This is a genomic window from Amycolatopsis nalaikhensis (genome assembly GCF_030264295.1).
Taxonomy (GTDB): domain Bacteria; phylum Actinomycetota; class Actinomycetes; order Mycobacteriales; family Pseudonocardiaceae; genus Amycolatopsis; species Amycolatopsis nalaikhensis.
Genome location: NZ_CP127173.1, coordinates 8,387,480 through 8,408,204 on the forward strand (window position 1 = coordinate 8,387,480; position 20,725 = coordinate 8,408,204).

Genomic DNA, 20,725 nt, shown 5'->3' on the forward strand with positions numbered 1-20,725 from the left:
TTCCGACGCGACGCGGCGTTCGCGGGTCAGTCGGGCAGCATCGGCATCTCGATGTCGTCCGGGCGGCCGAGCAGGATCGCCCGGGTGAGCGCCGCCTTCCCGAACCGGTCCCGCACCGCGTCCAGCGCGGTGTCGAGCTGCGTCGCCCGCTGCCGCTCGAACGGCAACGCCAGCTGGAACGGGTCTTCGTCGGCCAGGTTGGACAGCGTGGCACCCAGCAGCGTGATCCCGCGGTCGGCGATCAGCGGCAGCGCGGCCCCGAGCAGCTCCCGCGCCGCGGCGAGCAGCACACCGGTGCCCGCGGTCGGCTCGGTCAGCGTGTGCGAGCGGGTCGCACGTTCGAAGTCGGCGAAGCGCAGCCGGATCGTCACGGTCCGGCAGACGCGGTGGGCCGCGCGCAGCCGCCGGGCGATCCGGTCGATCAGCGCCACCAGGACGACGTCGAGCTCGGCGGGGCTCCGCCGGCCGCGCCCGAGGGACCGCTGGGCGCCGATCGACCGGCGCCGGCGGCCCAGCTCGACGCGGCGCGGATCCCGGTTGTGCGCCAGGTCGTGCAGCTGCCGCCCGGCGCCCCGGCCGAGCAGCCCGGTCAAGTCCACCTGTTCGGACGTCGCGAGCTGACCGACGGTCGTGATCCCGCGCGCGCGGAGCTTCTCGGTGGTGACCTTGCCGACGCCCCAGAGCGCCGACACCGGCAGCGGGTGCAGGAACTCCAGTTCGGCGTCGTGGGGGACGACGAGCAGGCCGTCCGGCTTGGCGACGCGGCTGGCGACCTTGGCCAGGAACTTCGTCCTGGCCACCCCAACGGTGATGGGCAACCCGGCTCGCTCGGCGACGGCCACGCGCAGCCGTTCGGCGATGTCGCTCGGCCGCCCGGCGATCCTGGTCAGCCCCCCGACGTCGAGGAACGCCTCGTCGATCGAGAGGCCTTCCACCCACGGCGTCGTGTCGTGGAAGACCTCGAAGACCGCGCGGCTGGCCGCCAGGTAGGCCGACATCCGCGGCGGCACGACCACCGCGTGCGGGCACAGCCTGCGGGCCTGGGCACCACCCATCGCCGTGCGCACGCCGTAGGCCTTGGCCTCGTAACTCGCGGCCAGGACGACCCCGCCGCCGACGATGACCGGCCTGCCCTTCAGCGCCGGATCGTCGCGCTGCTCGACCGAGGCGTAGAAGGAATCGAGGTCGGCGTGCAGGATGGGCCCCTCGTCCGTCATAGAACATATGTTCGCATACACGGGCGCCGAAGTCCGCTCATCCGCCCGCCGCGGCCGTCGTGCCGCCGGGCGAAACTGAGCGTTTTCCCGGTTGTCCACCGTCCGGAGGCGCGCCCACACTCGGGGCATCGACCAGCCCGACCACTGGGGGCGACATGACCGAGAAGTGCCGATGCGGCGACCACCACGCGTGGGCCAGCCCGAACCCGCAGGACAAGCCCGCCGCGGCGCGGCAGCCCCTGCTGGCTTCGACGCTGGTCCGCGAAGACCACGCCGAGGACGGCGGCAGGCTCGACCCGACCGACCGCGTCACGTGCCGCACGCACCGGCGCTGGCTGCACGAGTGCGTGTCGTCCCCGGTGCACTCGAACCCGGCCATCGGCTACCGGTGGTGCCGCAAGTGCGACCACCAGGCGCTCGTCGCCGTCGACGAGCTGACCGGCGAGGTCGCCATCCGGTGCGGGCTCTGCGGGCGCGCGCCGCGCAGCCGGGCGAACCGGGAGCTCGTCGAGCTGTGCCGGCGCAGCCTCGCGTTGGCGCGGTCCGGGCGGTTCCCGGAGAGTGCCGCCGCGGCCTGACTGCGATCATGCGGGGGTGCCTGAACCCGGAACCACCGCGCTGGTGATCCTGTTGCCCGCCGCCGAGCCCGTGCTCGACGCCGCTCGGCGGGTCGATCCCGCCCTCGTCCGGCCCGGTCTGCCCGCGCACGTGACCGCGCTTTATCCGTTCTTGCCTTCTTCCTCGCTCACGTCCGAGGTGTTCGCGGCAGTCAGGTCCGTGGCGGCGGGGTTCGCTCCGGCCGAGGTGAGTCTCGCCGAGCTCGTGACCGCGCCCGGGTTCGCGGCGATTCCGACGCCGGAACTTCAGCCGATCGCCGACGCGGTCTGCGCACGCTGGCCCGAGGTGCCCCCGTACGGCGGCCGGTTCGGTCCGCGCCCGGCGGCGCACGTGACCGTCGCGATGGGCGGCGAAGACGAGACGCTTTCGCGGGTGGCCGACCAGGTGCGGCCCCTGCTGCCGCGCACCGATCGCGCCGAGGCACTCCAGCTGGTGGCCCTCGGCGAGCGGGGCTGGGAGCCGCGGCTCACGGCACCGTTCGGCGGGTGACCGCGGCGGCGGTCACTGGGCGCGGCTGGGCTCCTCGTCCGTCGCCGCCTGCTCGCGGTACGCGCGGGCGATCGCCCTCAACCGCGCGACGTCCGCCGCGAACGGCTCCCCATCCGCGGCAGGCGGTTCCTCCTCGCCCGGCTCGTCCCGCAAGTCGCGCACCAGCCGCGCGGCGGCCACCGCCGGCAGCTGCGGCGTCACCCCCGCCAGGATCAGCCCGTCGTTGGTCTCGCTCATCGCCGTCAAGAGGCGCTCGCGACGGGATCGGCCCCCGGTGTCGATCCGCACGATCTCCGGGAACCGCCGGGTGAGGTGCGCGCGCAACGGCCGCAGCAACCGCAGCGTTCGCGCGTCGCGGCGGGCCGCCACCAGCCCGGGCACCGACGGGATCGTCAGCCCCAGCACGATCAGCAGCACCGACACGGCCGGGAATCCGACGTCGAGCGCACACGGCAACGTCGAGAACGGCCCACTGCACAAGGCCTTCACCGGGTGGTCGGCCTGCACGGCCCGGAGCGTCGCGACGACTTTCCCGCCGAGGTAGGCGACCGCGACCGCCGACGCCAGCAGCAGCAACGCGAGCCCGGCGCGCAACGCACCACCGCTCACCCGGACCGTCACGGCAGCCACCACCGCGATGTCGAGGACGGCGAACCCGAGGTACACGGTGTAGGTGAACACGTAGACCACGAGCGTCGGGTGCGTGCGGTACAGCTCGTCGAACACCCCGATGCCCCGCGGCAGCCCGGACGTGCTGAAGAACGTCACCACCAGCACCGTCAACGCCACGCCGAGCGCGGCCAGGCGGGTGCGCCGTCCACGGTCGCGCGTTCCGCTGATCTCCGCGACCGTCAGCCCGATCCCGTACGCCGCGACCATCGTCGCCAGGTTGGACAGCAGCCTGCCGAGGCTCGGGTAGAGCTCGCTTTCGAGCAGCTGCGCGCGATTGGACAGGAAGCAGAACGCCGCGCCCAGCGCGATCAGTGAGACGGCCACGCCCGCGCCCGCGCCGGTGCGGCGGGCGCGGATCGCGCGCCAGACGCCGATCGCCAGCGCGAAGACCCCGACCCCGAGGAACAGAATGTCGATCACGGGACCGGACTATCCCAGGAGTGCTGCCAGCCGCCTAGCCTGGTCCGCCGCCCGGCCGGACGCACCCGGCTGAACGGCGGGTGGCTCACTGGTCGCCGCGCTCAGCAGGAGCACCGCGATCAGCTCGGCCTCGTACTCGTCGGCGCCGCTCGTCACGCGCGTGAGCAGGTGTGACAGCGCCGCCGGAGCCAGGTCCGGCGCCAGCGAGGCCGCCTCGGATTCCGACAGCTGGCACGTTCCGGTGTGCGCGCACAGCATGTGGGCGAGCTCGTGGGCGATGATGTGGTCCTGGTGCAGCGCCGACGTGTGCTCGGTGTAGGCGATCAGGTCGTAGTCCGGGCGGGCCTGCCACGCCCCGGACGGCTGACCGGGCCGGTACGCGATCGGGACGAGGTCGATCTCGCGCCCGCGCCACGCCTCGAGGCGGTCGACCCACGCGTTCATCGACCACGGCCGCGGCACCGGCACGGCGGCGAGGACACTCCGCACCCGCTCCCGCGCTCCGGCACGGAGCTGCGTCAGGCCGCGCTCGTCGATGGGTCCTCCCCGGTCAGCGGGCGCCAGCCGGGTGCACCGGGGCGCGATCACGGACGAGGTCATCGTAGCCGACCGCGCGGGTTCACTCCGGCTTCCGCCGCCGGCCCTCGCGGCGCCGGTTCGCGTCGTAGCCGGCCAGCTGGTCGACCAGGGCCGTCACCGTTTCGCGGTCGCGCGGCGAGAGCCGCATCGCGCGCTGCGCCAGGTTCCGCGCCTCGCTGTCGCGCCACGCGACGACGTCCTCGACCTGCCGGTCGACCTGGCCGGCGACCTCGTCGTCGAAGAAGTACGTGACCGGCACGCCGAAGAACTGCGCCAGCGCCTGGATGTGCGACCGCTTGGGGTCCTTGCGCGCCCCGACGGCGAGCTGCTGCACGTGGGTCGCCGACATCGTGACGCCGGTCTGCTCGGCGACGCCGTGCGCGATCTCCCGGTACGAGTAGGGCTTGCGGTCCGGCGGGTGCACGGTCGCGATCAAGTGCGCCAGCCGTTCGGCGAAACTGCGCTCCTCGCTCACCACACACCACCTTCAACCATGAAACGTGACACCGGACAGCGTAGCTGTTCCGAAAACTTGACACACCCTGTCCCGGAAAGACTACGATACTCCCGTTCGGTGTTTCGGAAACGGGACAGCCGGGCCCGGGGTGGCGCTGCGGCCACGGGGTGTGTCACGTGGTCGCTGGGGGTGGCCACGCGCCGGCCCCGTCCCTCGCCGCGCCACCCCTCCTCAGCCCACTCCCATCGCCGTGGCCAGCTTCCCGAGTTCCTCGCGCAGCGACGGCACCGCGTCGCCGGTCACGCAACCCGTCGAGAACTCGACGTAGAGGTCGTCGTCCTCGGGGATGTCCACCGCGAAGTCGAGTTCGTCCGGGCCGTACCAGTACAGGTAGTCGCCGGGGGCCATTCCCGCCGCCGCCCGCAGCCGGTCCTCGACGGCGCCCGCGCGGTCCGCGGGCAGCGTGCGGCTCTGCAGCTTCAGGTGCAGATCGGCCGCGTCCGGGTCCGGGCCGAGGATCAGGTCGTTCTTGCGGTCGCAGGGCCATTCGGTGAGCTCGCGGGAGGCGTCCGGCAGCGGCGCGAAGCCGGTGAGGTCGCCGGTCAGATCCCGGATCGCCGACGCAGTGGGCTCGGCCGGGAAGGGGCCGCTGTAGAGCGACTGGTCGAACAACTGCAGCCCGAACCACCCGCTGAGGAACAGCCACCACCCGAGCCCGGCCGCGAGGAAGCCGCCGCCGACACCCAGCCGCGGTGAACGGTCCTGGGCGTAGGTGGCCGGGTCGACGCCGTGGTGGACCTCGACGTCGGGCCGCTTCTCGCGCAGACCCGTGATGAACGCGTCCGCAGCCCGGTAGTCCCGCCAGCGGACGCGCACCCGGCCGACTTCGACGACTTGCCGGTCGAAGTCCCCGGACGGGCGCAGCGCGACGATCAAGCCGACCAGCAGCGACGTCGGCAGCCAGAACGCGACCCAGAACGGCTTGGCCGAGACGGCACCGCGCCGGACATCGGTGATCGCGGCGTACGGAACGCGGGACTTCCCGAGCACGACGGCATCCGGCTCGAACCGCGCCTCGGGCGGCCAGGCGCGGCCCAGCAGCCAGGCGACCAGAGCGACCAGGAGGTCGAGCGCGACGCCGATCCAGAAGAACGGCCGTGAGGGCGCGACGGTGATGCCATAGGCGTGCCACGCCGCGAACCCGAGGGCGACGACCACGAGGACCGCCGTCCAGCGGCGCGCGTGGGAGAGTGGGACGGCGCGGGTCTCCGACATCCCCGACACGGTAGGGATCGCCGGGGTGTCGCGGTGCGGCAAAAGTGCCGCCGTGGCGGGGATTCTCGGCCCTCCCGGCCCCGCACCGCGACGCCCTCGCCGCCGGGCAGACCTGGCCGCCCGGCCTCGCCGGGTCGCCAGCGACCGGCGCAGAGCCGCGGATGTCGCGCCAACGTGCTCGCGGCCGCGCGGGTCAAGTGGGCCTGGTCAGCTCGCCAGCAACTGGCGCAATACCGCAGGCGTCACCCCCACGTGCTCGCGGACCGTCCGCGTCAAGTGGGCCTGGTCGGCGAACCCGAGATCCGCCGCGAGAACCGCCAACCGCCGCTCGCCCGCCTCCAGGCGGTCGAGCGCCCGACCCACCCGGACCCGGTTCCGGTACCGCGTCAGCGAAACCCCCAGCTCCCGCGGAAACGCGCGGCTCAACCGGTACGGCGACACCCCCAGCAGCTCGGCAAGCGAAAAGAGCCCACCCGCCGCCGGGTGGTCCGCGACGATCGCCTCCCGCGCCAGCGCCACCCACGCCCGGTCGTCGGCACGGGTCGGCGACGCGGGTGTCGGCGCACGAGCCGTTTGCGTGATCGCGCGGCCCACCAACGTCAGAAGCTCTTCCGCCAGCGCGTAATCGGGATCGGCGACCGCCGCGACCGCACGGCGGTGCGCGAGGTCGAGCGCGGCGTCGACGTACACCGCCGGGCCCGCGGACCGCTCCCCCGCCAGGCTCCGCCACAGCCGCGCGCCGAACGTCACCGCCGTGCACACGTCGCCGCCCGCCGGGTGCGCGAACCCCTCCTCGTCACCCGGTTCGACGAGGTAGCCCAGCGTCGGGTCGACTCCCGCGACCACCCCTCGGGCACGGCGGCGGAACCGGCCGCGGCGCACCAGCACCACGCGGTGGGCGGCCGCTTCCTCCGGCGGTGACCAGCCTGCGTGGTCGTCCGCGCAGGTCACCACGCTCACGGCGTACCCGGGACGGGCCGCGACTTCGACTGCTTCGAGCACCTTCCGGACAGTACGCGCGGGGTACGACAGTTTCCGGCGCCGCAAAGATCTTCAAGACGGCGGTGCGGGTCGCGGGCAGGCTGCCGCACGACAAAGACGAAAGGAGTCACCCGATGCCCGCGGAACTCACCACGGTCGTCCTCGACTGCGCCGACCCGGCGGCCCTCGCCGCCTTCTACGCCAAGGCACTCGGCTGGGAGGTGACCTATCAGGACGACGACACCGTGCAGCTCGGCGGTGGCCCGGTCGGCCTCGGTTTCCAGCGCGTCGCGGGCTACCGTGGCCCGGGCTGGCCGGACGCCGCCAAGCACGCCCACCTCGACCTCCGGGTCACCGATCTGCCCGGTGCTGTCAAGGAGTTCGAAGCGCTCGGTGCCACCAAGCCGGACTTCCAGCCCGGCGGCACCGACTGGGTCGTGCTCGCCGACCCGGAAGGCCACCTCTTCTGCCTGATCCCGGGCTGAGCCCGCGGTGGCCCCTCGGGACGGAGGGGCCACCGCGCCGTCAGGAGTGGTAGACGCCGAACTCGTACAGCGAATACCCGTACGCCGTGCCGCGCTGGGTCGCGTGCACGCGCACGTACCTCGCGGTGGCCGAGATCGCGAGGTCGTCGGCGCCGCCGTCGCCCGACGTCGTCGCGTACACCGGGCGCCAGTTCGCCGCGTCGTCGCTGACCTGGATCTCGTACGCCTTGCCGAACGCCGCCTCCCACACGAGCTGGACGTGCTCGAACGCCTGGCTGCGGCCCAGGTCGACCTGCAGCCACTGCGGGTCGCTCCACGCGCTCGCCCAGCGCGTCGCGGTGTTGCCGTCGGTCGCGGCTTGCGGCGGGTAGGGCGCGCCCGGTCCGTCGGCCTGGTAGCTCGACGCCGTGGTCGCCGCGCCGCGGGCGAGGTTCATGCCGGGGACCGGCGGCGCGACGACGCGCAGCGAGCGCGTTTCGATGCCGACGTTCCCGTGGCCGTCGCGGGCGTAGAGGTAGATCTTCCAGACGCCCAGCTGCTGCGGCGCCGTGACGGTGAACGTCCCCGACCCGGTGAACTGCGCCGGGATCAGGCCCGACGCGTTGGTGATGTACTTGCTGTTGTACCCCATCGTGTAACCGATCGGGTCACCGTCCGGATCGGACACGTTCGCCGTCAGCGTGAAGGTGCCGCCCGCGGGGACGTCCGTGCTGCGGCTGAGGTTCATCGACGCGATCACCGGCGGCGTGTTGCCGCCCGTCTGTCCACTGTAGAGCTTGCGGACGGCGTACCAGGACAGGCGTTTTTCGTTGCCCGTGGTGATGTTGAACCAGACGCCGCCGAAGTCGCCCTCGGTGCCGTAGTGGAACAGCGTCGCGCCGAGGGCGACGCCGGGATGGGCCAGGACGCAGTTCCACGCAGTGACGTAACCGTCGCGCTTCTGCTGGTCCGTCGGTTCGGTCGGGACGCCGTTCGCGTCGTTCGGCACCTCCCACTCGCCGGCCGGGCCGGTTTCGGTGATGATGTACGGCTTCGTGTAGCCGCCCGCGAGCCAGTCCTGCTTCACCTGGCACACCTGGGCGTAGGAGTTGACGGAGTAGAGGTCGAGGCTCGGCGCGTACGCCTTGTAGTACGGCCAGGCGCCGGTCCACGCGTCGGTCGACGTGACGGGGTGGTTCGCGTCGATCGCGTGGATCGCCTGGGCCGCTTCTTCGACGAAGCGCGTGTAGGCGATCCGTTCCTGTTCCAGCTGCGTGCCGGAGTAGCAGTTCTGCATGCCGAGGATCGACTCGTTGCCGACGTTCCACATCAGCACGCCGGGGTGGGTTTTGTAGGCGGTCACCCATTTGCGGATCTCGGTGAGCATCGTGGTCTTGTAGTTCGCGTCGGTCGTGTAGTCGACGCAGCCGCCGCTGCCCGGGCCGCCGCCCGGTTGCAGCCAGAAGCCGTTGACCACCTTGATCCCGTTCGCCGCGGCGGCGTCGAGGAGCGGCTGGGTCGTGCCGTCGGTGCCCCAGGTGCGGACCGTGTTGACGCCGATCGCGTGCAGTTCCGGCATCCGGGTGGCCGCTTCCCCGACCGGCGGTCCCCAGGTGAGACCCTTGACGGTCCACGGCATACCGTCGACCGTCAACTGCCAGTTGCCCTGGGTGCCGGTCACCCGCGTGACGCCCGGGCCGTCTTGGGTGGCCGTCGCGCCTTTGACCTGGAATTCCCAGAGCGAGTAGCCGTAGCCTCCGACGCGGTGGGTGCCATAGAGGCGGACATAGCGGCCGTGGCCGGTGACGGCGAGGGTTTGCGTGCCGCCGGTCGCCGTGGTCGTGCTGTATACAGTCTGCCAAGACGAGGCGTTGTCCGAAATCTGGATTTCGTATGCAGTCGCGTAGGCGGCTTCCCAGCTCAGGGTGACTTCGCTGAGGTCGGCGGGCGCGCCGAGGTCGACCTGCAGCCACTGCGGGTCGCTCCAGGCGCTCGCCCAGCGCGTGCCGGGGTCGCCGTCGACGGCCGCCGACGCCGGGGTGCCGGCGCCTTCGGTGCTCGACGCCGTCACCGGTCTCCCTTGGGACAGCAAGGTCGCGGCGTGCGCCGGTGACGGGCCCGCGAGCAGGCCCGCCAAGAGCAGGGCCACCAGCGCCGGGACGGCGCGGCGGAGCGACGGTCGGTCCACGATGACTCCCGTACGGCAGGGGACGACGGAGGGAGAGCGCTCTCCGGCGCAGCCGATGGTTCGGCACCGCCGCCCGCGTTGTCAAGGTTCCCGTCTCGAATCGGACAATGGCTTCCCGCCCCGACATCCGGGTGCTCCTTGACAGGCGTCGACGGGAGCCGCATGCTCTGGGAGAGCGCTCTCCCATCCTTGGCACCCTCACCGTGGAGGACCCTTGGCAACGAAAGCCGCGCTCCTCGCCTGCACCGCCGCCACCGTGCTGGCAGGCGCCTTCCTGACCACGGCCACCTGGTCGCCCGCCGGGGCCGACGACCTGGTGACCCACCACGAGTTCCAGGTCAACTGCTCCCCCAGCCACCACCAGCCGGACGACCCGATCGTCTTCCCCGGCCTGCCCGGCGCGTCGCACGACCACACGTTCCTCGGCAACAAGACCACCAACGCGGCCAGCACGACGCAGTCGCTGCAGGCCGCGGGGGTCGGGAACACGACCTGCCTGGCGCCGGACGACCTGTCGGCGTACTGGTTCCCGACCGTCTACAACGGGAGTTCGGTGGTGCTGCCGAACTTCGCGCAGGTCGTCTACTACAAGTCCGGGATCCTGGACTACACCAAGGTCGTGCCGTTCCCGCCCGGCCTGCGGTACGTCGCCGGGAGCGTCACGGCGACGCAGGACGAGTTCCAGCACGCACCCGGCGCCATCGAGGGCTGGGAGTGCGGGGACAGCTTCCACAACTGGGACATCCCCGTGCGGTGCGTCGAGGGCAGCCAGCTGAACATCCGTTACCAGGCACCGAGTTGCTGGGACGGCGTCCACCTCGACTCGGCCGACCACAAGAGTCACATGGCGTACCCGGACCGGGCGACGCTGACGTGCCCGGCCGACCACCCGGTGCCGGTACCGATGCTCGAGTTCAAGATGGCGTTCCCGGTCAGCGGCGACATGTCAGGGGTGCACCTGGCCAGCGGGCGCGGGTATTCGTGGCACTACGACTTCTTCAACGCGTGGGACCCGGAGACGCTGGCGGCGCTGGTGACGCACTGCATCAACGGCGGCCTCCAGTGCGACCCGCGCGGGTTCGACCTGTACAAGCCGGACCGCGGCGGCGTGCTGGGGCCGAACTACCGGCTGCCCGGCCGTCCGTGAGACGGCTGCTCCCGGGGGCGGTGGTGGTGGCGCTGACCATGGGCGGGTGCGCCGCCACCGCCGCTCCCCCACCACCCGCGTTCAACGCGACGGACGTGGCGTGGCTGCAGCTGGTCGTGCCGATGACGGAACACGCACTGGCGGCGGCCCGGCTGGCACCGGACCACGCTTCGAGCGCGGCGGTTCGTTCGGCGGCGGCCGCGGTCGTGCCCGCGCAAGAGGGGTTGCTGGCCCGGCTGAAGGCGGCCCGCGACCGCGCCGGGCTCCCGGCGGCGGACATCCACAGTGGACACAAGATGCCGGGCATGGTCACCGAGGCCGACCTGGTGGCATTGCGGACGGGGCGTGGAGCGGAGTTCGACGGCCGGTGGGTGGCGTTGCTGCGGGCGCACGCGGCGCAGGTCGTGGTGCTGGCGCGCGGCGAGCAGGCTTCCGGAGCCGACGCGGAGACCAAGCGGCTGGCCGCGGAGGTCAGCGCGGAAGGGACGCGTCAGGAGCAGCTCCTGACGAAGACGGCCTAAGAGAGAACCGGCTCAGGCGCCACTTTCATAGGGAAAGATGCGCGATCGCCACTTTCGTAGGGAAAGATGCGCGATCGTCACTTTCGTAGGGAAAGTGACGCGGTCGGAGGGCGCGGGGGCGGGTCTGCCCATGAGCAGCGGCCCGGGTGGGGTGTGGAAGCCCCGCCCGGGCCGCTGAGGCCATCACCCACATGGTGGCCGAGCCGGGGACCGTCGAGGCCACCGTGAGCGGTGGCCTCGACGGCATTACCGGCCCGCCCGCCGGTGGCTCAGTACGTCACCGTCACCGGTCCCCAGCCCGGGTGCTGCGACGCCGTCACCGTCAGGGACTGCGTTGCCTTGTCCCACTTCCAGCTCGACGACGGTGCCCACCCGGTCCCGACCTTCACCCGCGAAGGTGCCGAAGCCACGCCGAGGAACTTGACCGTCCACTCGCGACCCGCCCCGACTCGGTAGCCGCCCTGCGGGGGCGCCACCGTCACCGTGTGCGCGCCCGCGCGCTCGGTGTACGTGATCTGGGTCTTCGCGCTCCGGGCCGACGAGGTTCCGTCGTCCTCGTACAGCGAGAACGCACCCGTGCCGCCCGTGGCCACCGTCACCGTCGCGCGGTTCAGGGGGTTCTGGACGTCGTTCGTCACGTCCGCCGTGCGCGTCACCGAGATGCCGCCCGCACGCAGGAACACCGGCATCGTGCCCAGGTCGGACGTCACCTGCTGGGTCGTGCCGCCCGCGTACGTCTTGCCCGTGAAGTAGTCCGTCCACTGGCCCGGCGGGAACCAGACCGACGTCACCGCCGACGCGCCCGGCGTGGTCACCGGAGCCACCAGCATGTCCGGCCCGTAGAAGTACTCGCTCGCCGCCGCGGTGTACGCGGCCGGCTCCTCCGGGTACTCCAGGTACGTCGGGCGCACCACCGGGACGCCCGTCGTCGCCGCTTGCTGGGCCAGTGTGTAGGTGTAGGGCACCAGGTTCTCGCGCAGGTTCAGGAACTTCGTCGCCGACGCCTTCGCCGCGTCGCCGTACTGCCACGGCAGCCGGTCGCTGTGGTTGCTGTGCAGCCGGTCCACCGGCTGGAACGTACCCAGCTGCACCCACCGCGCGTACAGGTCGTCCGGCAGCTTGAACGTCTGGCGCTGCTGCCCGCCCGACGTGTACGTCTCACTGCCGCGCAGGCCCGTCGTGTCGTTGTGGCCGCCGATGTCGTGGCTGATCGCCGACATGCCCGTCGCCGCCGACTCGCCCGGCGTCGCACCCACCTCCATGCGGAGCGTGCCCCACGTCGAGGACGTGTCACCGGTGAAGTGCAGCGTGCTGCGCTTGTCCGCCCACGGCCCCGTCGGCAGCCCGGTCGGCCCGCCGTAGCCGCCCGCCTGCAGCGACCCGTACGCCCGCGAGATGACGAACCCGCGGCCGGTCGCCGGCGCGGCCAGGTCGGCGTACTGCTGGTTGATCCACGCGTCCGGGGTGACGCCGGCCAGGCTCGAGCGCGACGCGTCGCAGCACCAGTCCAGCCACCAGAAGTCGTTGCCCTGCTTCATCATCCCGGCGTGCAGGTCGAGGTACGCCTTGAGCTGGTCCGGGTCGCCCCAGTCGAAGACGTAGCAGTCGCTGCCGCAGCCGGACTTCGTCAGCTTGCCCTTGGCCGTGGCCTGCGCGCGGGCGAACTGCGGGTCCGAGCCCATGATGCTCGGGTGGATGTTCAGGTTGTTGTGCAGCCCCTGCGACTTCGACCAGGCGAAGAATCCGGCCGGGTCGGGGAACTTCGTGGTGTCGAACTGCCAGCCGTTCCACGTGTCCGGTGCCTTGAAGTCCGTGTCGGTGACCAGGACGTCCAGCGGCACGCCTTCGCTGCGGAAGCGCGGCAGGATGGTGTCGCGGTAGTCGGCCGCGGTGCGGTCGATGTACTCCGAGTACCAGACGCCGTAGGCCCAGCGCGGCAGCAGCTGCGGCGGCCCGGTCAGGGTCGCCAGGTCGCCCAGGCCCGTCTTGTAGGCGTGGCCGAACGCGAAGAGGTAGCCGTCCTGGTAGGGGTTCCCGCCGTGCGACGGCCGCTGCGTCACCGCGCGGGTGCGGGTGTCGTACAACGCCGACGTGGTGTCGTCCAGGAGGTACCAGCCGTCCTGGTGCAGCAGCCCCTCGGTGAGCGACGGCGAGCCGTTGTCCCCGTTGACGCCGTCGAGGCCGCGCCGGTACCCGCCGAGCGCGAGGTGCGGCTGCGGCGCCGCGGCGCCCGCCGGGCTGACCGCCACCGTGTCGAGGTTGACGTGGCAGCTGGTGTCGTCGGGACAGCCGAGGACGACGTCGTTCGTGCCGGCCCGCAGGTCGACCGCGACCGAGGCCGCGCCCCAGGTGTTCCAGTCGGTGGTGGCCGGGAGGCTCAGCGTGCGGCTCACGCCGTTCGCGCTGACCGACGCCGTCCTCGTCTCGTGGCGGCCGTCGCCGCCCATGCCGTTGGCGTAGCGGACGTCCAGCCGGTAGGTGCCCGCGCTGGGGACGTCCACGACGCGGTGGGTGAGCGACGAGCCGCGGTTGAGCTCGGCGACGAAGCCGCGCCCGGCGTACCCGGTGTGGTCGGAGGCGACGACGGCCGAACCGGTCCGCAGCCCGGACTCCGCTTCGCAGCTGACCTCCAGGGCGCAGCCGGTGAACGCGCGGGCCGAGGCGGGCGGGTACGGCGCGCCGGACGGGAGCACCGCGACGCCGTCGACGTTCACGTTGCCGGAGTCCGTGGCGGTCCGGACGATCCGGACGCTGTGGTGCCCCGCGCCGAGGGTGACCGGGACCGAGGCGAGCGCCCAGGCGTTCCAGTCGGCCGTCACGGGCAGGGTGAGCTTCTGCGGCGCACCCCCGTCGACGGAGACGCTCAAGGTGCGCGCGACGTGCTGGCCGTCGCCCGCCAGGCCGTTGGCGTACCGGGCGGTCAGCGCGTACGTCCCGGCCGTGGTGGCGAGGACGTCGGCCGTGGCCGAGGCACCGGTGCTCTCGAACCCGGCGAGGAAGCCCTCCCCGGTGTAGCCCGTGTGGTCGGTCGCGACGCCGAGCCCGTCGGCCACCAGGTCTTCGGCCTCGCACAGGGCGCCGACCGCGCAGGTCAGGTGGCGCCACGGCGCGGCGGTCACCGCCGCCGGGCCCGCGGTGGTGCGGAGGCGGAGGTTGCCGGCGTCGAACGGGCCGGAGTCCAGCCGGTAGGTCAGGGTCGCCGCGCTCGTGCGGATCGTCAGCACGCCACCGGACGTCGTCGTGGTGAACGGCGTGGGCGTGAACCCGCCGCGGCCGACCGCGTTGTAGGTGGCGGAGTCCTGGAAGTGCCCGTCGCCGGCGTACTCGGTGCGGATCAGGGTCGGCGAAAGCACCTGGAACCGGGCGTTCCCGGCGGTGACGGTCTGGCTCGCGGCGGCGACCGGCGTCGCGACCGCCACGGCGGCACCCGCGGCGACGGCGAGCGCGCACGCCAAAGTGAGGATCTTCGGTCTTCTCGTCCGCACGGCGGACTCCTGTTCCGGTAGGGGGACCGTTTTACAACGTTGGAAAAGCCGTTCAGAATCTGAGCACGCGGGACGGCTCGTTGTCCAGACCGCCCACCGGACCTGTCCCGGACAGGTCAGCGGCCGGTGACCCCGTCGAGCTGTTCCCGCAGGATGTCCGCGTGCCCGGCGTGCCGCGCGGTCTCGCTCGTCATGTGCGCCAGCACCCACCGCAGCGTGTGGAAGGTGCCCGCCACGGCGACGGCCACCGGGCGGTCCGCGTCGCCCGCGGCCCGGATCGCCGCGTCGCTCTCCGCGATCGCCGCGCGGTACCCCGTGAGCACGTCCGCCGCGGTGCGGCCTTCGGGGACTGTCATGTCCACGTCGCCGGGGTCCTCGCCGCCCGCGACGTGGTTGCCGAACCACAGCCGCTCGGCGAGCGTGAGGTGGTGGACCAGCCCGAGCAACGTCGTGCCCGAGCCGACCAGCACCCGGCGCAGCTGGTCCTCGGTGAGCCCGTCGGTCTTCTTGAGGACGGACTCGCGGGCGAAGGCCAGGAACGCCGTCGCGGTGTCGAGTTCGCCGTCGTCGTTGCGCGGCACGGGTTTGCGCTGGGTCTCGGCCATGCGGCCGATCCAACCACTCAGGCCGAGTCGCGGACCACCAGCTCCGGGTCGAAGATCACCGACTCCGCGCGCAGGGTCGGGTCGGCCATCCGGTCGAGGACCATCCGGGCCATCGCCGCGCCCATCTCCTCCACGGGCTGGCGGATCGTCGTGAGGCGGGGGCGGCAGCTCAGCGCGATCCGGCTGTCGTCGAAGCCGACCACCGCCACGTCGGCCGGCACCCGCTTGCCCGCCTCCCGCAGCACCGTCAACGCGCCGTACGCCATCAGGTCGTTCGCGACGAACAGGCCGTCCAGCCCCGGTTCCTCGGCCAGCAGCCGTTCCATCGCGCGTTCGCCGCCGTGCTCGGTGAAGTCGCCCTCGGCGACCGCCACGTACGCGTGGCCGTGGCGGGCCATCGCGTCGCGGAACCCGGCCAGCCGGTCCTGGCCGGCCGGGGTGCCCGCCGGGCCCGCGATCGTGGCGACCCGGTGGCAGCCGCGCGCGACCAGCCGGTCGGCGGCGAGCCGGGCGCCGTCCTGGTGGGCGACGTCGACGTAGCAGACCGGGGCGGGCCGGGCCGGGCGCGCGAACAACGCCGTCGGGACGCCCGCGTCGGTCAGCGTGCGCGGCAGCGGGTCCTCGGCCGGGTGCAGGGAAATCAGGAGCACCCCGCTGACCTGTTCCTGCCGCAGCTTCGGCACGAGCTTCGCGCGCTCTTCGTCGCTGTCGACGAGCATCAGCAGTGGGTGCAGCCCGTGGGGGCGCAGGTGCGCGACGACGCCTTCGACGACCCGGCCGAAGAACGGGTCGCCGAACACGCCACCGGTGAACGCTTCGACGTGCCGCTCCGGCTCGGAAACGACCAGCGCGATCCCGCCGGTGCGCCGGGTGACCAGCGAGCGGGCGGCCCGGTTGGGCACGTACCCGGTGTCGGCGATGGCGCGTTCGACGGTCTCCCGCAGCTTGGGGTCGACGTTGCGCACGCTGTTGACCACGCGCGACACCGTCGCGCGCGAGACGCCGGCGACCCGCGCGACGTCCTCCAGGGTCGGCGGCTGCGTCGTCACCCGTCCTTTGTAGCACGCTGTGAGAGCGCTCTCCCAGTGCCGCGCCGCTGACAAATGTCACGGGTGGCCGGTGCGGGACGGCACTGCCGCCCACGGGCCCGGGTGACGAGCATTTCCGGCATGACCACCACGACCCGCCCGGTGCTGCTGCTCACCGGGACCTACGCCGCGCTTTCCGTGCTCACCCTCGTCGTCATCGTCCTGTTCCGGAACCACCCCGCGATGGTGACCGACGCGGTCTGGGTGCGGGCCACGATCGTCGTCGGCAGCTCGCTCCTGACATTCGCCTTCGCCCGCAGTGCCGCCCGGGGATCGCGGAAAGGGCTGCTGCGGCTGCGGATCGTCTCGGCGGTGATGCTCGTGGCGATCGTCGTCATCGTCGCGTTGCCCGGGTTGTTCCCGGTGTGGCTGCGGGTCGAGCAGGCCGTCTGCGGGCTGCTGCTGCTCGGCGTCACGGTGCTGATCAACGGCCGTCGTTCGCGGTAGCGTTCGAACGTGGATCGGACGAGCGATGTGCAGCGCTGGGTGCGCGGCTGGCGGCTGCGGCTGCTCGACGCGGGCCTGCTCGTCTACCCCGCGGTGACCGTGGCGGCCGTCCTCCAGCACGCGACGGGGCCCACCGCCGTGGTGGGTTGCGTGGTCGTGGGCGCGTTCGCCGTCGGTTACCTCCTCGCCGCGGCCGCGGCGGCTCGCCGGGCCGCGCGGCTGTTCTGGCTGCTGGTCGGTGGCTGCGCCGTGCTGTTCCTCGCCGCGATCCCGGCCGCGCACGCCGACGCCTTCTTCCTCGCTGCCGTCGTCCTTTCCCTCGCCGTGCCGCGGCTCCCCCGGCGCTTCGCCGTCGTCCTGGTGGCCGTGCCCGCGCTCGCCGCCGTGCTCGTGCCCTGGCCGGACGGGCCGGGCTGGACGCAGGCGGTGGCGCTCGTGTTCACCGTCCTCATGGTCTCGGCCTTCGCCGAGGCGATCCGGGCCAACACCGCGCTGGTCGAGGCCCGCGCCGAGGTCGTCCGGCTGGCGTCGGAGGCCGAACGCACCCGGATCGCCCGTGACCTGCACGACCTGCTCGGCCACTCGCTCACCGCGATCACGGTCAAGAGCACCCTGGCCCGGCGGCTGGTCACCACAGACGGCGAGCGGGCTGGAGCAGAGATGAGCGCGGTCGAGACGCTGGCGCGCCAGGCGTTGACCGACGTCCGGGCCGCCGTGTCGGGCTACCGCGAAGTCACGCTGGCGGGGGAACTGGCCCGCGGCCGCGAACTGCTGCGCGCGTGCGGGGTCGCGGCCGACCTGCCGACGGCCACCGACGTCGTCGGGCCCGCGCACCAGGAGCTGTTCGGCTGGGTGGTGCGGGAAGGACTCACGAACGTGGCCCGGCACGCCCGCGCGACGCGCTGCGCCGTGACGCTCTCGGCGTCCACTGTGGAGGTTGTCGACGATGGCATCGGCGGGACGGCGAGTCCGGGTTCTGGGCTGGCGGGGCTGCGCGAGCGCGTCGAAGCTGCCGCCGGACGGCTCGAGGCCGGACCGGTGCGGCCACGAGGCTGGCGGCTGCGGGTGACGGTATGACCATCCGCCTGCTGCTCGCCGACGACCAGGAGCTGGTCCGCCAGGCGCTGTGCGCGCTGCTCGCGCTCGAGGACGACTTCGAGGTGGTCGCCTCGGTCGGCCGCGGGGACGAGGTCGTCGCCGCGGCCCGCGAACACCGCCCCGACGTCGCCCTGCTCGACATCGAGATGCCCGGCCTCGACGGGCTCGCGGCCGCCGCGGTGCTCGCCGCGCAGGTGCCGGACTGCCGCGTCGTCATGCTCACGACGTTCGGCCGCGCCGGGTACCTCCGCCGCGCCATGGAAGCGGGCGCGGCGGGGTTCGTGGTGAAGGACGCCCCTGCCGACGTCCTCGCCGACGCGATCCGCCGGGTCCGCGACGGCGAGCGAGTGGTCGACCCGGCGCTCGCCGTCGCCACCCTCGCCGCGGGCGAGTCGCCGCTGACCGCGCGCGAACGGGACGTGCTCATCACCGCCCGGACCGGCGCCACGATCGCCGAGATCGCGTCCCGCCTCTACCTTTCGGAAGGCACGGTCCGCAACTACGTCTCCGCGGCGATCACCAAGACCGGCGCGCGCAACCGCGTCGAGGCGGTGCGGATCGCCGACGACCGCGGCTGGCTCTAGGCGTTCTCGTCGAACGGGATGCCGCCCGGCTTCGCCTTGCCCAGGTTGTAGGTGAACGAGCCGTCCTTGATGCCGAAGGTCGCGCTGCCGAAGTCCGCCTGGGTCAGCTTGTCGCGGATCCCGGCCGGGTAGCCGTCCCACCCGACCAGCGTCGGGTACTGCCAGGCGCCCTGGTGGTTCTCCGGCGGGTCGTCGTTGCCGTTGGCCGCGCGGAAGCAGTGCGTCGAGCCGCCGTCCTTGTGGTAGACGACCTTCGCGTGCGTGCCGTCGAAGCGCAGGCTCGCCCGGTCGTGCACCGCGAAGCCGCCGTGCTGCGACGTCGCCACGTACTCGACCTGGTTGTCCTTGACCCACACGACGACGTGCTCCCAGTCGTGGCGGTGACCGGCGCTGCCCGGGCCGAGCGACGCCTGGTCCTTCTCGAAGTAGAGCGTGTACATGACCGCGCACCAGCCGTTGTCGCACTTCTCGCGCGCGTACGAGTTGGTGTTGTCGAGGTCCCAGGAGTCGCGGCAGTGGCCGTTGGTGTCCCCGCCGAGGGACAGGCCCGGGGCGATCGTGCCGTCCGGGCCGATCGCCGGGGTCGGGTAGCAGCCGTCCTTGTCGTAGTCGAAGGCGGGCTGGAACGTCTTTTCGAAGTCGGGTGCGTTGCCGGGCAAGGCGCCGGGCGGGTCGGCGAAGGCGGTCGCCGGGGCGGCGAGGGACAGGGCCAGCGCGCCGGCGGCAGCGGCGGCCAGCGTGCGGGTGCGGTGCGCCATCGCGGTTTCTCCCTCGGTCGGTGGTCTGCTCCCACGGTCGAGGGCCTGCCGGGGGGCCGCAACCGGGGTGCCGGGAGTGTGCCCGACCGCCACCCCCGCCGGAGGACGAACGCGCAACCCGCCCCGCTGAGCGGCACCCACGCTCCGCGCGCGCTGAAGGGGACGTTCGTCTCATCTGATGCGCTGAAGGGGACTTTCCGCTCACCACATGCGATGAAAGTCCCCTTCAGCCGCCGGCCAGCCGGGCCTCGGCCGCCGTCCAGTCGCCGGCACCGGACGGCTCGTACCGCCGGACTTCGTGGGTCTCGCGCACCAGCGCCCGCATCGCGGCCAGGTCCGGTAGGTCCTCCCCCAGCGCCCGGGCCTGCACCAGCACGTTCCCCAGCGCGGCCGCCTCGACCGGCCCGGCCAGCACCGGCACCCCGCACGCGTCCGCCGTCAGCCGGCACAACAGTTCGTTGCGCGCGCCGCCGCCGACGATGTGGACGACGTCGACCGCGCGGCCGCTCAACGAGGCCGCCTCCCGGATCGCCCGCCGGTGGGCCAGCGCCAGGCTGTCCACGATGCACCGGACCACCGCTGCCCGGCCTTCCGGCGGCCGCTGGCCCGTGGCCCGGCAGGCCGCCACGATGCGCGCCGGCATGTCGCCCGGCGCCAGGAACTCCGGGGCGTCGATGTCGACGACCGCGGCCAGCCCGCGCGACGCGGCCGCCGCCGCGAGCAAGCCCGGAAGGTCCGATGTGGACCACGTCCGCAGGGTCTCCGAGAGCACCCAGAGACCCATCACGTTGCGCAGGAACCGGATCGTCCCGTCGACGCCGCCTTCGTTGGTGAAGTTCGCGGCGAGCGCGGCGTCACTCAGCTCCGGCGAGGTCAGCTCCAGCCCGGCGAGCGACCACGTGCCCGAGGAGATGTAGGCGAAGTTCGTCCCCGGCTCGGCGGGGACCGCGGCCACGGCGGACGCCGTGTCGTGCGAGCCGACCGCGACCACCGGCAGCCCGGACAGCTCGCGCGCCGGGCCGACCACGGTGCCGGGATCGCGCAGCGGTGGCAGCAGCCGCGGCGGGATGCCGACGCGCGTGGCGAGGTCGACGGCCCACGTCCGGGCGCGGACGTCGTAGAGCTGCGTGGTCGACGCGTTCGTCCGCTCGGCGCCGATTTCGCCGGTCAGCCAGTAGGTGAGCAGGTCCGGGATCAGCAGCAGCGTGTCCGCGGCGTCGAGCCGGTCGCCCTCGGCCACCAGCTGGTAGAGCGTGTTGAACGGCAGCTGCTGCAACCCGGTGACGTCGTAGAGCTCCCGCGCCGAAACCTTCGCCCCGACCTGCGCGGGCACGCCCTCGGTGCGCGTGTCGCGGTAGTGCACGGGGTTGCCGAGCAGCGCACCGCGCTCGTCCAGGAGCCCGTAGTCGACGGCCCACGAATCGATGCCGACGCCGTCGAGCGGACCGGCCTCCCGGATCCCGGCCAGGGTCTCGCGGTAGAGGCCCAGCACGTCCCAGTACAACGCCGGTCCCGCGCGGACGCCGCCGTTCGGGAACCGCCGCACCTCTTCCAGGGCGAGCGTCGACGGCCCGACCGTCCCGGCCATCACGCGCCCGCTGGACGCGCCGAGGTCGACCGCCGCCACCCGCG

Annotated in this window: 20 protein-coding genes; 8 read left to right on the plus strand and 12 right to left on the minus strand. The window is 72.8% G+C overall.

Going from position 1 to position 20,725, the window contains the following annotated elements; genetic code table 11:
- Nucleotides 1-26 precede the first annotated feature (26 nt).
- Nucleotides 27-1,217, minus strand: a complete 1,191-nt coding sequence (gene dinB / locus QP939_RS40805; protein ID WP_285451936.1) for a DNA polymerase IV — start codon at nucleotides 1,215-1,217, stop codon at nucleotides 27-29.
- 155 nt (nucleotides 1,218-1,372) lie between these two features.
- Here dinB and QP939_RS40810 point away from each other — a divergent pair, with 155 nt between their 5' ends.
- Both QP939_RS40810 and QP939_RS40815 read left to right on the plus strand, forming a co-directional pair.
- Entirely contained in the window at nucleotides 1,373-1,795 is a 423-nt protein-coding gene (locus QP939_RS40810; protein ID WP_285451937.1) for a hypothetical protein, read from the plus strand.
- A gap of 16 nt (nucleotides 1,796-1,811) precedes the next feature.
- Nucleotides 1,812-2,324 (plus strand): 2'-5' RNA ligase family protein, encoded by a 513-nt coding sequence (locus tag QP939_RS40815; protein ID WP_285451938.1) that lies wholly within the window; start codon nucleotides 1,812-1,814, stop codon nucleotides 2,322-2,324.
- Nucleotides 2,325-2,336: 12 nt separating this feature from the next.
- Here the strand turns inward: QP939_RS40815 and QP939_RS40820 are convergent, their stop codons facing one another.
- From QP939_RS40820 to QP939_RS40840, 5 genes are all read right to left on the minus strand, one after another.
- Nucleotides 2,337-3,416, minus strand: a complete 1,080-nt coding sequence (locus QP939_RS40820; RefSeq protein ID WP_285451939.1) for a hypothetical protein — start codon at nucleotides 3,414-3,416, stop codon at nucleotides 2,337-2,339.
- A 9-nt stretch (nucleotides 3,417-3,425) separates the two neighbouring features.
- Nucleotides 3,426-4,016: a hypothetical protein gene (locus QP939_RS40825; protein WP_285451940.1), complete on the minus strand. Its 591-nt coding sequence runs from the start codon at nucleotides 4,014-4,016 to the stop codon at nucleotides 3,426-3,428.
- A gap of 19 nt (nucleotides 4,017-4,035) precedes the next feature.
- A complete protein-coding gene (locus tag QP939_RS40830) occupies nucleotides 4,036-4,470 on the minus strand; it encodes an XRE family transcriptional regulator (RefSeq protein ID WP_285451941.1) in 435 nt (144 codons plus the stop codon).
- 213 nt (nucleotides 4,471-4,683) lie between these two features.
- Nucleotides 4,684-5,727, minus strand: coding sequence for a hypothetical protein (locus QP939_RS40835; protein WP_285451942.1), 1,044 nt, complete (start codon nucleotides 5,725-5,727; stop codon nucleotides 4,684-4,686).
- A gap of 207 nt (nucleotides 5,728-5,934) precedes the next feature.
- On the minus strand, nucleotides 5,935-6,729 hold the full coding sequence (locus QP939_RS40840; protein ID WP_434219602.1) for a helix-turn-helix transcriptional regulator: 795 nt from the start codon (nucleotides 6,727-6,729) through the stop codon (nucleotides 5,935-5,937).
- Nucleotides 6,730-6,842: 113 nt separating this feature from the next.
- Between QP939_RS40840 and QP939_RS40845 the strand changes: the two genes are divergently transcribed.
- Nucleotides 6,843-7,193, plus strand: coding sequence for a VOC family protein (locus QP939_RS40845; RefSeq protein WP_285451943.1), 351 nt, complete (start codon nucleotides 6,843-6,845; stop codon nucleotides 7,191-7,193).
- 40 nt (nucleotides 7,194-7,233) lie between these two features.
- Here the strand turns inward: QP939_RS40845 and QP939_RS40850 are convergent, their stop codons facing one another.
- A complete protein-coding gene (locus QP939_RS40850) occupies nucleotides 7,234-9,360 on the minus strand; it encodes a discoidin domain-containing protein (RefSeq protein ID WP_285451945.1) in 2,127 nt (708 codons plus the stop codon).
- 214 nt (nucleotides 9,361-9,574) lie between these two features.
- Between QP939_RS40850 and QP939_RS40855 the strand changes: the two genes are divergently transcribed.
- Together QP939_RS40855 and QP939_RS40860 are read left to right on the plus strand one after the other, a co-directional pair.
- Nucleotides 9,575-10,507, plus strand: coding sequence for a DUF1996 domain-containing protein (locus tag QP939_RS40855; protein WP_285451946.1), 933 nt, complete (start codon nucleotides 9,575-9,577; stop codon nucleotides 10,505-10,507).
- On the plus strand, nucleotides 10,504-11,028 hold the full coding sequence (locus QP939_RS40860; protein ID WP_285451947.1) for a DUF305 domain-containing protein: 525 nt from the start codon (nucleotides 10,504-10,506) through the stop codon (nucleotides 11,026-11,028). Before QP939_RS40855 ends, QP939_RS40860 begins: the two co-directional genes overlap by 4 nt.
- A 269-nt stretch (nucleotides 11,029-11,297) precedes the next feature.
- Here the strand turns inward: QP939_RS40860 and QP939_RS40865 are convergent, their stop codons facing one another.
- From QP939_RS40865 to QP939_RS40875, 3 genes are all read right to left on the minus strand, one after another.
- Entirely contained in the window at nucleotides 11,298-14,513 is a 3,216-nt protein-coding gene (locus tag QP939_RS40865; protein WP_285451948.1) for a TIM-barrel domain-containing protein, read from the minus strand.
- A gap of 116 nt (nucleotides 14,514-14,629) precedes the next feature.
- Nucleotides 14,630-15,118, minus strand: coding sequence for a DinB family protein (locus QP939_RS40870; RefSeq protein WP_285451949.1), 489 nt, complete (start codon nucleotides 15,116-15,118; stop codon nucleotides 14,630-14,632).
- Nucleotides 15,119-15,135: 17 nt separating this feature from the next.
- Nucleotides 15,136-16,167 (minus strand): LacI family DNA-binding transcriptional regulator, encoded by a 1,032-nt coding sequence (locus QP939_RS40875; protein WP_285451950.1) that lies wholly within the window; start codon nucleotides 16,165-16,167, stop codon nucleotides 15,136-15,138.
- A gap of 120 nt (nucleotides 16,168-16,287) precedes the next feature.
- Here QP939_RS40875 and QP939_RS40880 point away from each other — a divergent pair, with 120 nt between their 5' ends.
- From QP939_RS40880 to QP939_RS40890, 3 genes are read left to right on the plus strand one after another with little or no spacing between them, the layout of a single operon-like run.
- Nucleotides 16,288-16,653, plus strand: coding sequence for a hypothetical protein (locus QP939_RS40880; RefSeq protein WP_285451951.1), 366 nt, complete (start codon nucleotides 16,288-16,290; stop codon nucleotides 16,651-16,653).
- A 9-nt stretch (nucleotides 16,654-16,662) separates the two neighbouring features.
- Complete coding sequence (locus tag QP939_RS40885; RefSeq protein WP_285451953.1) at nucleotides 16,663-17,730, plus strand: sensor histidine kinase; 1,068 nt, start codon at nucleotides 16,663-16,665, stop codon at nucleotides 17,728-17,730.
- Nucleotides 17,727-18,335: a response regulator transcription factor gene (locus tag QP939_RS40890; protein WP_285451954.1), complete on the plus strand. Its 609-nt coding sequence runs from the start codon at nucleotides 17,727-17,729 to the stop codon at nucleotides 18,333-18,335. The genes QP939_RS40885 and QP939_RS40890 overlap by 4 nt, the downstream gene beginning before the upstream one ends.
- Here the strand turns inward: QP939_RS40890 and QP939_RS40895 are convergent.
- The gene (locus tag QP939_RS40895; protein ID WP_285451955.1) at nucleotides 18,332-19,093 is read right to left on the minus strand and encodes an NPP1 family protein; all 762 of its coding nucleotides are present in this window, start codon (nucleotides 19,091-19,093) and stop codon (nucleotides 18,332-18,334) included. The two genes, QP939_RS40890 and QP939_RS40895, sit on opposite strands and share 4 nt — an antisense overlap.
- A gap of 226 nt (nucleotides 19,094-19,319) precedes the next feature.
- On the minus strand, nucleotides 19,320-20,720 hold the full coding sequence (locus QP939_RS40900; protein ID WP_285459959.1) for a rhamnulokinase: 1,401 nt from the start codon (nucleotides 20,718-20,720) through the stop codon (nucleotides 19,320-19,322).
- Nucleotides 20,721-20,725: the final 5 nt, after the last annotated feature.